The 13,391-nt window shown below is 53.6% G+C and carries 7 protein-coding genes; 5 read left to right on the top strand and 2 right to left on the bottom strand.

Features of this window, described 5'->3' with window-relative positions; translation table 11 throughout:
* Positions 1–132: 132 nt before the first annotated feature.
* Together ACR3ZL_RS19180 and ACR3ZL_RS19175 are read right to left on the bottom strand one after the other, a co-directional pair.
* Entirely contained in the window at positions 133–1,422 is a 1,290-nt protein-coding gene (locus ACR3ZL_RS19180) for a DUF1559 family PulG-like putative transporter (RefSeq protein ID WP_486172887.1), read from the bottom strand.
* A gap of 994 nt (positions 1,423–2,416) precedes the next feature.
* Positions 2,417–5,518 (bottom strand): DUF6797 domain-containing protein, encoded by a 3,102-nt coding sequence (locus ACR3ZL_RS19175; protein ID WP_486172886.1) that lies wholly within the window; start codon positions 5,516–5,518, stop codon positions 2,417–2,419.
* Between the two features lie 305 nt (positions 5,519–5,823).
* Between ACR3ZL_RS19175 and ACR3ZL_RS19170 the strand changes: the two genes are divergently transcribed.
* From ACR3ZL_RS19170 to ACR3ZL_RS19150, 5 genes are all read left to right on the top strand, one after another.
* Positions 5,824–7,230: a sulfatase family protein gene (locus ACR3ZL_RS19170; protein WP_473651491.1), complete on the top strand. Its 1,407-nt coding sequence runs from the start codon at positions 5,824–5,826 to the stop codon at positions 7,228–7,230.
* Positions 7,231–7,334: 104 nt separating this feature from the next.
* On the top strand, positions 7,335–8,762 hold the full coding sequence (locus ACR3ZL_RS19165) for a sulfatase (protein ID WP_486172885.1): 1,428 nt from the start codon (positions 7,335–7,337) through the stop codon (positions 8,760–8,762).
* A gap of 92 nt (positions 8,763–8,854) precedes the next feature.
* Complete coding sequence (locus tag ACR3ZL_RS19160) at positions 8,855–10,204, top strand: BNR repeat-containing protein (protein WP_473651494.1); 1,350 nt, start codon at positions 8,855–8,857, stop codon at positions 10,202–10,204.
* A 92-nt stretch (positions 10,205–10,296) separates the two neighbouring features.
* Positions 10,297–11,331, top strand: a complete 1,035-nt coding sequence (locus tag ACR3ZL_RS19155) for a hypothetical protein (RefSeq protein WP_473651495.1) — start codon at positions 10,297–10,299, stop codon at positions 11,329–11,331.
* Entirely contained in the window at positions 11,328–13,115 is a 1,788-nt protein-coding gene (locus ACR3ZL_RS19150) for a sulfatase family protein (RefSeq protein ID WP_473651496.1), read from the top strand. Before ACR3ZL_RS19155 ends, ACR3ZL_RS19150 begins: the two co-directional genes overlap by 4 nt.
* Positions 13,116–13,391: the final 276 nt, after the last annotated feature.

The following is a 13,391-nucleotide window of genomic DNA, read 5'->3' as shown; positions in this document are numbered from 1 at the left end:
CGACCGCACAGATGAAGGACCATACTTTCTACTTTGAGAGGTAGTACATCGTCGGTATGAAAAATCGCGTCGCCACTCTACGCGGCAACGCGATTTGATTTACATAAATTAAGTGATCCGTAAAGATGCCTTTTAGAAATCTTCTCCAATCACTTCCTTATTCGCTCGTGTGCCCAGTGCACCCCAAAGTCCATATGGACTGATAGCACCAGGAACGGACGATGGCGTACCAGCTGTACCTTCCGTTCTGCTGACCATTCGGTTTGTATCGGCACCAGCCTCAATCGAGTCCGTGATGAACTTCACAGCCCCATCGCCCATCAGTACATGACAACCGCCTTGGTGGCGACTGCTAGGCGCAAAAACTCCATAGGTAGCATCCCGTTTCTCTGCGTTATCTGCGTCAACTGGCGCGGGCTTTGTAGCAGTAGTCGTTCTGTATTCAGTCGACGAGCACGTTACAGCGTTGGGCGGCAAAATGGTTTGCATCATTGTGAAGACGGGATCTCCGTCGGCCCAACGGTAGCCGCGAGCGCTATTGGAAGTGTTGATTTCAGCTAGCGTTTGCGTGCCCGCGAGCCAAAATTGTGGTCGTTGAGGATCGGTTCCTGTCTTGCAGCCCGAAGGATTAATGCCCAGTCCCGCGTGCAATGTAACGCCTAAATAAGACGGATTGGTACGAGTATCTCGGTCACCGAGATCGGTGGCAATCTCGCCCATCATGATCGTGTTAGAAAGTCCATCAAGAACGTCTCGAAAACGTGCCTCTTGGTGTGCAACGAACATACCGCGACAGGCTGCTCGCGCATCTTGTGCAATATTGGTATTGACGGTTCCATCCCAGTTTTCCGCACCATGCGACATGTTGTAAGAACTATCCCCAACACATGCCGCGTAGTTTGTACGCCCGTTTGCCGGAAGGCCGACCCCGGGATCACTCGGACATCGCAGAGTTGGGATGTTGGTATTCCACGGGATATATTGATCATCCTCGCCCGTCGGCCCCATCGCAGGCCAGGGATTTCCAGCGGTTCCTTTCCCGGATGAGGCGCCGTCCACACGCTGTGCATTCGGATTGGAGATCTGCTCCCATAGTGCCTGCCCTTCAACAAATGGCGTGATGCCGACAAGCATGCTCAGCTGAGAACGGTTTTCACCATTGGTGTCGGCATACCAAGAGCCCGTGTTGTTGTTAGTCCCGGACTTGTGCGTAGGGAGTTTCTTGTAAGCACTGTGGTAATTGTGAATTCCAAGTCCGATTTGCTTGAAATTGTTGCTGCAGCTCATTCGCCGAGCCGCCTCGCGAGCCGCCTGAACTGCAGGTAGCAAAAGACCAACGAGCACCCCGATGATCGCGATCACGACTAGCAACTCGACTAGCGTGAACCCGCGGGGGACCCTATTGGAAAGTGAAAAACGCATGACAGATTTCCTCAATTAAACACAAGTAATACTGGACGTGCGGGAGCGGTACGCACCCTTCACGTAGGAATAGAGAGATCCTTTCCTTTACTGTGCCAGTAACCCAGCTAACCTCACATGAGAATCCGAGGTTTTATGGGGTTTCTAAATGCGTAAAATTCGCATTTCCGCAACGCTATCAATTCTGTCTCGATCAGAAATCGAGTGGGTGGGATGGATCCGTTTGCCCGTCGAATATTCTCAATGTTTTCAAAAGGGATTTTCAACAAAGGAGTCAATTCTTTGCGTTTCAACTTCTGCTCAAAAATTCTGGTTCCATCATCCCCGATGATCCGGAAGTAGACTTCGGGATCGGAGAGTGACGCATCAATGGATAATTCGCCGAATGAATATTGGTCAGAAATTCCCTATAGCTGGGTATGCTAACCTTTGCTCTTTGCGGGAGGCCCCAGTCGACCTCCCAAACTGGCCGCTTCAAACTCATAGAATTCAAAACCCGATGGACGGGGAATCGTGAACCCACTTGTTCCATGCCGATCTCCCGAAACGAGAATCACGCCGCCAATGTGGTTCTCATCAATCAGCCTGAAGCCCCCTTCACCAAGGGTGATCCAACTCCGTATTGGAACGCCAAGCTGAGCCCGCAACCGTTCGAGCACCATCGAAATCGTACGCCAAGTATCTTGCCGAGATTACTTGCTTTGATGGTCAGGTCAGAGAGATCATGGGCATGCTAGAGCGACTCGATCTTCGCAAGAACACGATGCTGATGGTAACCGGAACGTCACCTACGGAATCCGCGTTCAACTGCGGTTTTGAACCTGTAAGGGTCACAGCACCGTCATCTATGACCCTTTCAGCGTCAACGATCGTGGAATGATTCGTTATCCGGTGGTGTTCGCTGCGCAAAAACCACCGGCGAATTTCTGAAATCCCTATCGGGATGAGCTCGTAGTAGTCGTGGGGTACAAAAAGGACTATCGCGTATGAAAGCCTAACGCGCAGCACGCGGTGGCGCGACGCGATGAAGGGTCCAGTAAATCTTTTCGCTGAACGTTGCCCCGGATTCGTCGTTAACATTCAATTGCAAACGCAATTGATGGACGGGGCGAAGCTCTGGGATTTTCAGCAACACTGACTTGTGATCTTCGGATAATTGGACGCTCGAGATTGCCACGGATTGCTCGCCAAGCTCTCCGCTCTCGGGGTAGTAGTGATCCGATCCATAATTGGCGGTCCACTTGTAGTTCCACTGCTGGGCGGCGTACGAGGCAACATCGGTTGCCGAGCCCGCATCAAGTTGGAAATTGAATTGAATGCGAAGGCCACCCGATTCGACTTGGCAATTTTCAATCATACGAAGTGGCTCGCCGGTGTACCGCACGCGGTAGATACCGTTGTCGGCTATTCCCGCACGCCCGTTGTCGTTCCAACCGTTGAGTCCCGTGACATAGAGTTGACCGTCGACAGGATTCACTCGACCACGCATGATCCCGGTGCCGAAGTCGTGTGGGAATTGAATCAATGCTGCCTGGTCGGTGCTACCGATTTTTTGAGTCATCAGATAGAACAAGCGGCCTTGTCCGAAGCTGGTGTGCAAGAGACGTCCCGACAGCGGCCCCCAGCGAGAGTCATCGACAAACACTTGGCCGCCAGACGAGTTGTCGACCTCTTGTGGCATCCAAATCAGTGGCGGGTCGAACGTTTCCGGCGGCACGACGTGCTTAACGTCAATCCGTCCACCGTCGGGCGCCCATGCGCCGCCCTTTTTGTTTTGTACGTAGCCATAGAAACCTCCCGGTTTTACCAGGTTGACCTTCGAAGCCGGCATCCACGTGCCCTGATTATCGCTGACGGTTAGCCGGTCATCAGGCAGAATGCCCATCCCGTTCGGTGTCCGCAGACCGGTGCAAACGACGCTGCGCGTCTTGCCATCCGGCGAGACCTTCACGATCGCGCCGGGCAATTTGTAATCCGTGTACTGACCACTCTTGGCGTAGTAAAAGTTGCCTTGGCTGTCAGTTTGCAGATCAAAGTTGAACGCATGGAAGAAGGTCGAGACGTCCGTGTCAGCACTGAAGCTTTCGTAGAAATCGGCCTCGCCATCGTCGTTTAGGTCGTGCAAACGCGTCAGCCGGTCTTTGCATGTCACATAAACCAGTCCGTCAACAACCTTGATCCCGAACGGCTCGTACATGCCACCAGCGAACCGCTTCCACTGGAGATTCATCAGTTCGTCATCAACACCTGAAACGATCCAAACATCTCCACCCACAGTGGCAACCGCGAGTCGGCCGTCGGGAAAGAAATCGATCGCGGACGTACGAAACCAAGTGTTCCACGGGGTCGACTCAGGAATCGAAATTGTATCGACAGCGTAGGCCCCGTGTTGAAAACCGCGGTACCCGACCGTTTCAAGCGTTTGCGGCCAACGTAAGTCACCCCCAGCGATCATCTCAGCCGGATCGATCCGCTCCAGACTTAAGTCCTTACGCTTTGGGGAATCCTCATCGGCATTTTCAAACCGTACGATGTCGAGCAAACGTGAATTTGAATCTGCCGGAATTCGCACAACCCATCGTTGCTGTTTATCGAGCGTTACGGTGACGCCTGTGATGTCTCCGGTGACTTGAGGTTGGTGGGGGCCAACGGCTAAAACCAAAGCCTTTCCCTCGCTGATTCGAAGCGTTTGACGCACGGCAGTTTCACCGTCGATCGCGGCAGGAACTTCTAGGATTTCGCGTCCATCAATCGCGTAAGAAAGTACGATTCGGTCGCCGTGCAGATAGTGACCGTGATAGTCCAACCATCGCGACGGCAGCGGGCCGCGTGGCAACACGTCATCGGTCGAATAATCGAGCGACCCATCATGGCCCCATCGCCAGATCGACAAACCGGGCACAGGTGTCCCCTTTGGCTGCGGGTATCCTTCACCGCGTCCTCGTTTGTGTTGGGTTTGATCGACATCGAGAAAGCCGCCTGTCCAGAGGCCAGCTTGGTCCATCGTGTGCAGGTTGTAGGCGATGGTATGGTCCCCCAGAGCGACGGTGAGGGCGCTGTTGACTTCACGCCCCAATTGCGACGCCAACGCCGGGCCATAGTCACGATCAGGATCCGGTTTAAAATCACCCATGTCCGTTCCAGTCGGCAGTGATTTCAGATACTCATTCGTGATCGGTTGGTAGTCGGGATTCGAGTCTTTCATGAAGCGATTACGAATGTAGCCAATCACCGCGTAACGTTCTTTCGGTGACAGCGCGGTGGTCGCAGCCATCAAACCGTTGCCCTTGGAAAGCGTCTGAAACATGCTGTAGGGATCAGCACCAAACTTCAGTTTCTGTTTACCGAATGCCCGAGCTGTGGCCAGCGACGGCGTGTTGCCGTCCTCGCCGTGGCATTGCACACACGACGCCTCAAAAATCTGTTTCCCACCTTTCGCGTTGGTCTTCTCGATTCTTCTCAGTATCCCTGCATGATTCAGATTGGCGGTGTCGTCCGAGACGACCAATTGATCGGCGCTCGGTTTCAGTTCGCGGGCGCGGGTGGGACCGCCCGCCTGAATCGCAAACAGGTAGCTGATGAGGTCGAGGACCTCCCGCTGTGAGCCGAGTGTCGCCATCAATCCGCCGGGCATCATCGAGATCTTTCTTTCGCTGCGATCTTCGATGTCGTCCTTGGGAATCTCGATTTCGGTCTGCAGATTCTTAGCGTCGCGGAGCACGAGTGTTTGATCATCTTCGCGAACAAACATTCCGGACAAGACATCTCCGTCCACCGTTAACACTTGAACGGTCCCGAACCCCTCGCGGATGAACTTGGATGGCTGCAGCAACGCCTCCACTAAATGCACGTCGGTGACTCCTTCGCCGAGACGCGATAAGTTAGGGCCAAGCGGTGAATTCTGTTCGGCTATCGGATCCGCCGTACTCTCGTGACATTGAACGCAGCCAGCGGCAGATGTGAAATACACCAGGGCACCGCGGATCGGATCGCCACGGCGACGAGCCTCCGCTGCGATATCAGCCGCGTCCGCTCGTTCTAGAAGTGCAGATAGCGGTGGCGTTTCGCCCCAAGCTGTCGCCGTTATCAAGAACATCAGAAGACTAGCTAATCGAATACAGAGCATCGGTGTACCACAAGTAAGGAAGATGATTGTGGATGCAGTATGCCGCTCGACGCGATAATTGTCAGAATTAATCACGAGCTTGCCATTTTTTCTGTGAGAAGGGCAAGGCACGAGCATAGATACTGAAGTGAATAGTCAAACGAAGACGCGATAGGATTTCTCCAGCGATCGAGCAAAATCGCCAATGATTCGCTTAGGATCGACACATCGAATCAGGTGATGCTGTGCAAAGTTAGCAGCAAAGAATGTTCGACTTTGAACAGAGGGATTTCACAATGACAAACAGATACGCAGCGTTCGCATTGTTGCTGATACTCTCGGCGGCACTGGCCAGTGCTGGCGAAAAACCGAACTTCGTATTCTTTCTCAGCGACGACCAGTTGAAGGCGGACTATGGATGCTACGGCCTGCCGGTCGAGCTAACGCCGACGGTTGATCGTTTGGCGCGAGAGGGGCTCGTGTTCGATAGAATGTTTACGGCCGAAGCGATTTGTGCTCCAAGCCGGGCCGCTCTGCTGACCGGTCTTTACCCCATTCGCAACGGGCTTTTTGTCCAGCATACATCTGCTCGCAGGGGAACGAAGACCATCTATGACGCGTTGGCCCCGCTTGGCTACGACGTATCGCTGATTGGCAAAGTGCACGTTAAACCAGACTCGGTCTTTCGCTGGAGCACACCCGTCAGCACGAGTAAGAAAACGTTGCCAGCCGATGATATCGACGCCTATTTTTCGAGCCACGCCGACAAGCCGTTTTGCTTGTTCATCATGTCACACTATCCGCATGGGCCCTATCCCAAAAAGCCAACGTTCCCAGCCGATCAAGTCGTGCGGCATCCTCACTTGGAAAAGTCTGCCGACAAGTGGTTACCCGGATACTACGACAACATCGCCGAGAAAGAACGTGAGCTTGCAGGCGTATTGGAGCTGCTCGATAAGCATCAGCTTGATCAGAACACGGTGTTCATCTACTCATCCGATCACGGCAATGGCCCCGGCGCGAAGTTCACCGTCTACGATCGCGGTTTGAACGTGCCGTTCATTGTTCGCTGGCCCGGAAAGATCAAGCCCGGACGAACGTCGGCACTGACCAGCTACACAGATGTCTTGCCTACGTTTGTCGAGCTTGCTGGTGGACAACCGGTCGCTGAGATTGATGGAAAGAGTTTTGCGGCAGTCTTGGAAGATCCGTCGATCTCGCACCACAAGTATGTCTTTGGGGTGATGACGCAACAGGGAGTCTTGGGGACACACGTCTTCCCACGACGATCATCCCATGACGGGCGGTACCATTACATCCACAACTTCAACACCCTTGAAAGAATTAGACGCGACGAACTGGCTGGCAAAGGGATTGATCCGTTTCATCGTCTGGGAGCGAAAAAACACCCCGACGTACCCGAAGAAGAATTATTCGATACGCAGACTGATCCTTTTGAACTGAACAACATTGCGGCTGATCCCGCCTTCTCGCAAATCAAGGCAAGGTTGAAACAGAAACTCTTTTCGTGGAGTGAACAGCAGAATGATTTTCTGACCGAGGGAGGTGAAATTCCGTTCTTGAAATCGAAGCATCCCGTCGACCAGTCGGGTGAGTTCTACACATGCCCTCCGCATTTGATTGGAACGGTCAAGCAGTTCGTAGATCCGCATGAGCTCACCGATCCGAAACGACACCAGTAATCAAAACAGTGGGATCTGCTTCCAGCCTGTCGAATCGAACATGACAGGCGGGAGGCCTAGCCCACTACCACCCTGCAACCATCTCCTCCCTGAAAACGACCATCATGAAACCCTCTATTCTTCTTGCGATTGCCTTGCTGTTTTGGGGCTCGATTGCAACTGCTCAATCGCCACCGAAAAACATTCTCTTCATTGGCGTCGATGATTTACGAGTCGAGCTTGGTTGCTACGGCGCCAAGCACATGAAAACGCCCAACCTTGATGCTTTCGCTCGGCAGGGACTGCTGTTGGAACAGGCCTATTGCCAACAGGCTGTTTGCGCGCCTTCACGCATTAGCCTTATGACGGGCATGCGTCCTGATTCAACCGGAGTCTTCGATCTCGACCATCCTCTGAACAAGGCTTTGCCAGACGCGATGTCGATGCCACGGTTCTTCAAGCAGAATGGTTACCGAACCGTCTCGCTCGGAAAGATCTACCACCATGGCCAAGACGATAAAGCGTTTTGGGATGTGCTGGATGCCTGCTCGACGCCGCAATACGCGGCACCAAAGACGACTGCCATGATCGCCCAGAAGACCAAGGAAGCGAAGAAGCAAAAGTTAAAAGGCAAAGTACTTCGGCAGTTCATCAAGGGGCCAGCTTTCGAGAGCGGGGATGTCGCCGACAGTACCTATTCGGATGGTGTCATCGCTGACAACGCGATCGAGCAGTTACGTCAGAAGGACAATCGGCCGTTCTTCCTGGCCGTTGGTTTCAAAAAGCCTCACCTACCGTTCGTCGCTCCCCAGAAATACTGGGACATGTATGATCCTGCCGAGATAGAAGTTCCCGCACGAACACCGCCTCGCGGTGCCGCAGACCAAGCCACCACCAGTTGGGGTGAACTGCGAGCTTACACCGACATTCCCTCCAAAGAGGATCTGTCCGACGAGCAGACTCGAACGTTGATCCATGGGTATCGTGCATGTGTGTCCTACATCGACGCCCAAGTGGGGCGAGTGCTTGAGGAGGTTGACCGACAGGGCCTTCGTGAAAACACGCTCATTGTATTTTGGAGCGACCATGGCTGGAAACTGGGTGAATACGGTGACTGGTGCAAGCACACCAACTTTGAATTGGATACTCGCGTTCCTCTGATCTTCAGCGGTACGGGTATACCGACCGGCAAGCGATCAACGGCATTGGTTGAATACATCGACATCTACCCAACACTCGCCCAATGGTGCGGACTGACGACACCAAAGGCATGCGAGGGTGAGAGCCTGTTGCCGCTGTTCGCTGATCCATCACTGCCCGGTAAGCGAGCGGCATTAAGCCAATATCCTCGCGGTGGCACGATGGGATATTCGATCCGCAGCGGCCATTGGCGTTACACGAGGTGGCAACGAAAAAACGGCGAGTTGGTTGCGCGAGAGTTGTACGATCATTCCCGGTCTGACGTCGCCACGAAGAACGTCTCGGAGTTAACCGAGAACGCAGATACGGTGAAGCAACTCGACCAACGGTTACTTGAAATTGTGAGCCCATAGAGCAAGTCATTGGAAGCCAACAAAACGTTGCCAAAGTGATCGAGTCGTCGTCAAGAAAACTGACATCACACAGAAATAGAGCTTGTTGCGGAATGAATCACTGTTTTTATCTATGCCTGTGCTTCGTCGTACTGGCTTCGCCTTCGGCTTCATGCAGTAACGCTTTGGGCAATTCACCTTTGCGGGGCTCACCGGCAGACGCTCGATACCGCGTGTCGACTATCACCGAAACAGGAATGCCCAAGACGATCGTCAAACCAGGTGCAAGGTGGAACTTTGGACCTGGAGCTCTGCAGACGTATCGGGGTTGGCAATACGCTGCGTTTTGGGATGCCAATCGGCAAGTGTCGGTCGCCCGTCGCGAACTACCCAAAAGCGATTGGCAATGCGTCTCACTTAGCGGCTACCAACGTACTTCTGACACCAATCGTGGCAAAGCTGGACCGATAGCTCGCGGATTCGGCGACGGACATGAAAAGGTGGCGATGGGTATTTCAAGTGATGGAGTGATTCATTTGGCATTCGACCATCATGTGTCCACGTTGCACTATCGCTGCAGTCAATCCGGCATCGGGAACAACCCCACGGAGTTCACATGGTCAGCAGACCTGTTTGGTGCCGTGCAAGACCACTTGGGTGGCCCGAGTATCGAATCCGCCACGTATCCCAGCTTTGTTCGTGATGGAGATCGGATGTCGCTGTACTTGCGGTTGGGTGGGGGTTCCGGCAGTGCGGACTCGCATTTCTTTGAATATCAAGCCGGACGCTGGATCGTCAACGATGCAGCCTCCAGCAAGCTGATCGACAAACACTGGTCCGGTGGCAACGGCACAGTCAATGCCTACCCACACGCGATGGTTGTCCATGAAGGACGTCGACATCTGACTTGGTGCTGGCGAGACACACCGGATGCTCGCACGTGTCACGACCTGTGTTATGCGTACAGTGATGACCACGGTCGAACGTGGAAAAACAGTTCGGGCGAGACAATTGCGAAACGTGGCACGAAATTCATTTCTGGCAATTCACCTGGCATCGCTGTGTTGGATATCCCCACTGGATCGCAGTTTATCAACGGTGGATCGATGACGGTTGATGATGCCGGTGGCGTTCACGTCTTAATGCGAGGCCCGAATGGGCGTCCCATGATGGCCCATCGCAACCACTCGACGGGCGAATGGAACCGCCGTGAAGGATCCACGCTAGGCGTGCTAGTGACCTGCTCGCAACGATTACTGGTCGTCGATGAACGTGGGTTGTACCAAGTCAGCAGTGATGGACTGGCAACGCTCAGTCAGATTGAAAAGTCAATCGGAGATTGGTGTAAGGATAGTCGCTTCGGTGTCGATCGTAGTCGCTGGCATCACGATGAAACCATCTCCGTGATCGGTCAGAGCGGTTCGGAGGTCCGCGTGATCGACTTTTTGATCGAAGGTCCATGAATTTACCAGCGATACCTAGCGAACTCATTTGGATATCCGTGAGCAAGACGCCTAAACGAATCTGAACCACCACAATAAATCAAGAGAAACTCATGATGACCCGACCGCGACTTATAAACAGCATTCCCCTTAACACTACAAATTCAGTGGCGGCGAATCAGTGCTGTCTTGGCTTAAAGCTTGTTGTTGTGGTTCTGCTTATCGGTCTGCACTTACCTGGCTTATCGTCTGCGGCTGACTTGTTGACGATTGACGATGGGGCTGTGAAGGTTGGCATCGATCGTGAAAAGGGGGGCGCAATCACTTGGCTATCATCGCGCGAGTATCCCAACAACATCGTCAATATTGCCGATCCAGGTCGGTTGATTCAACAGTCGTACTACGCAGGACGTCGACTTAACCGCGTGACCGAAGGGCAAAACAAGGCGTGGAGCCCGTGGTCATGGAATCCCATTCAAGGCGGTGGTGTTGGACAGGGCGGGGACGCGGGAACATGGTCACGTGTTACCGAGTTTCGCAAAACTGAAAACAGTCTTTACTCCGAAACGATTCCTAAACTTTGGGACATGGCTGATGAAGAGGCCGACGCGGTAATGCGTCAGTGGTCAACCTTTGAGCCTGACATGCCGGGGGTTGTTGCGGTTACCTGCGAGTTTAAAGCAATGCGAGATAAGGACGATCGTTGGGGAGGCCCGACGAAGAATCCTCAAGAGACACCAGCTTGCTATTTCACTCGCAACTTCGACGACGTGCGTAGCTATCTCGGCGAAGGCCGGTGGCGAAAGGAGTCCCAACCACCGGGGCCACCTTGGGGAAATACGATGCCGCCGCGTAAAGCGATGGCGATGTTCGAGGCATCTGGCCAAGGCGTTGCTGTGTTCTCGCCGACCGCAACCCAGTCCTGGAACTTTGGTCCGCATGGGAGTGGACTCAGCGATCAACCCGATGGTGGTCCATGCATGCATGTGGCACCGATCGATCGCGTGTTGATGGATCATCAAACTACTTATCGTTTTCGTTACTGGTTAGTCGTTGGTGATGAGACTGATATCGCTAATCGCTTAGACATGCTTTGGGGTAAGTACTCCCAAGAGCAATCACAGGTCACTCATAGGAATTCTCGATGAAGACTCTTTTATTGCCACTTGCTGTGGTACTGTCCCTTGGCGGTTCGAACGCCGTCGCGGACTCGCGGCCGAATATTATCGTCTTTTATACCGATGATCACGGCCATGCTGATTTGTCGTGCCAAGGCGTTCTGGATGATGTGAAAACGCCGAATGTGGACGCACTGGCACGCAATGGAGTGTTGGCTCGAAACGGCTACAGTACTGCGCCGCAATGTATCCCGTCTCGAGCAGGATTGTTGACGGGCAAGTTTCAATCTCGATTCGGAGTGGAATCCAATGGTCAATCGCTCGCTGGCTTCGATCGTGAGCTGACCATTGCCGAACGTTTACAGGATGCGGGTTACGTCACGGCGCAGTTCGGGAAGTGGCATCTTGGTCCCGGCCTGAAAATCGTTGAACACGGTTTTCGGCATGTGTTCAATCAAAACTCACAACAGCCGTTTGCTGCCAACATCACCCTCGATGGGGAAGATCGAGAGATGGCCAGTCTTCCACCCCTGATGTACCACGTCGATGGGTGCAGTCAGGCGGCTGCGTCGCTGATTGAACGGTACAAGGAAGAAGCCTTCTTCTTGTACGTCGCCTACCGAGCCCCGCATGTGCCACTGGATGCACCGAAAAAGTATCTAGATCGATTTCCGGGCGAGATGCCCCAGCGACGTCGGCAAGCGTTGGCGATGCTTTCCGCTGTCGATGATGGGGTGGGCTTAATCACGGATACGTTGGCAAAACACAATCTGACGGAAAATACCTTGATCTTCTACATCGGCGACAACGGTGCGCCCCTTAAAATTCATAAAAGGGATGCACCCGGCGGTGGCCCTGGTTGGGACGGTTCGTTGAACACGCCACTTAACGGGGAAAAGGGGATGCTATCCGAAGGTGGGATGCATGTCCCGTTTGTCATTTCCTGGCCCGGCACGATCCCACCGGGGCAAACCTACGATCATCCGGTCAGCTCCTTGGATGTTGCCGCCACTGCGGCCGAACTGGCCAATTTGGAAACGCAACCCGGCGATCTCGATGGCGTCAACCTGATTCCGCACTTGACCGGTAAGGTGTCATCACCACCCCATGACGCGTTGATGTGGCGCTGGACTGCTCAATCGGCGATCCGTGCTGGCAAATGGAAGCTTTTGCGAGGTGGTGAGCGAGAATATTTATTCGACTTGGAAAGCGATATTGAAGAGCAACACAACCTACTTAAGACGCATCCTGAGGTCGCAACCACGTTGCGTAACAAGTTGACTGGTTGGGCCGGTGAACTCAGCCCGCCTGGGCTCTCATCGCATCAGATGTCCAAAGCAGCAACGGCCTATTTTGATTTTTATCTCGATGGGAAGCAGCCGGCCCCGCCGCGGACGAAATCGGAGTCGACTTCGCAGTTGAGTTCTGCGTGGATGGTCCGCAATGGGGAGATGAAATCAACGCCCAGTGGTTTGCAAATCACAACTGGAAAGGCGATGAAGAATTCGCAGCCGTTCATTGTCCGAAATGGCTTGAGTTTGAAGGGGCCAGTGATTGTCAAAGCGACCGTCAAGGTTGCAGAGGCCGGTGAAGTTAACTTCGCGTGGCGAAATTCTGGCGAAAGGGATTTTGTTCCTGCCAATCGAGTTGCTGTTGGAATTGAAAAGGCGAACGAGTGGCAGAACATCCAGGCTGAGTTGCCTAGCAAGTCAGCGATCATCCACTTGCGTCTGCATCTGCCCGGTGGCGTGTCGACGATCAAGAACTTGGAACTGAAACCAAGCACTGGTGGTTCGGTAACGCTGAAGAATTAGTTGAATGGTGACTGCTGATTTGGCATCGCTTCGCAACTGGAACGCTCTGGATGCGAGGCTGCCTAGTTGCTGGGCTGACTTGGCTGGGCTGACTTGGTAGAGCCGTGATTTGGATCGGCCGAACCCAAAACCCGGGGGAATCGTCTCAGTTGTATCGACCGGTTTGGCTAGCTTGTCGAGGCGGCGATCACCGCGTGCTCAGACGATGAGAGCTGACCCTCAAAATGGGTTCGACAACAGGACTTCGCGCGTCGTGTGCGTTTGCGTAGACTTAGC

The organism is Rhodopirellula sp. J20-39 (assembly GCF_057365095.1).
This window is presented reverse-complemented; position numbering and strand designations above follow the sequence as displayed.

What these genes read in the sequence shown, in the direction of transcription:
- ACR3ZL_RS19180 (WP_486172887.1), bottom strand. Translation starts at nt 1,422, where the DNA reads ATGCGTTTTTCACTTTCCAATAGGGTCCCCCGCGGGTTCACGCTAGTC.
- ACR3ZL_RS19175 (WP_486172886.1), bottom strand. Translation starts at nt 5,518, where the DNA reads ATGTTCTTGATAACGGCGACAGCTTGGGGCGAAACGCCACCGCTATCT.
- ACR3ZL_RS19170 (WP_473651491.1), top strand. Translation starts at nt 5,824, where the DNA reads ATGACAAACAGATACGCAGCGTTCGCATTGTTGCTGATACTCTCGGCG.
- ACR3ZL_RS19165 (WP_486172885.1), top strand. Translation starts at nt 7,335, where the DNA reads ATGAAACCCTCTATTCTTCTTGCGATTGCCTTGCTGTTTTGGGGCTCG.
- ACR3ZL_RS19160 (WP_473651494.1), top strand. Translation starts at nt 8,855, where the DNA reads ATGAATCACTGTTTTTATCTATGCCTGTGCTTCGTCGTACTGGCTTCG.
- ACR3ZL_RS19155 (WP_473651495.1), top strand. Translation starts at nt 10,297, where the DNA reads ATGATGACCCGACCGCGACTTATAAACAGCATTCCCCTTAACACTACA.
- ACR3ZL_RS19150 (WP_473651496.1), top strand. Translation starts at nt 11,328, where the DNA reads ATGAAGACTCTTTTATTGCCACTTGCTGTGGTACTGTCCCTTGGCGGT.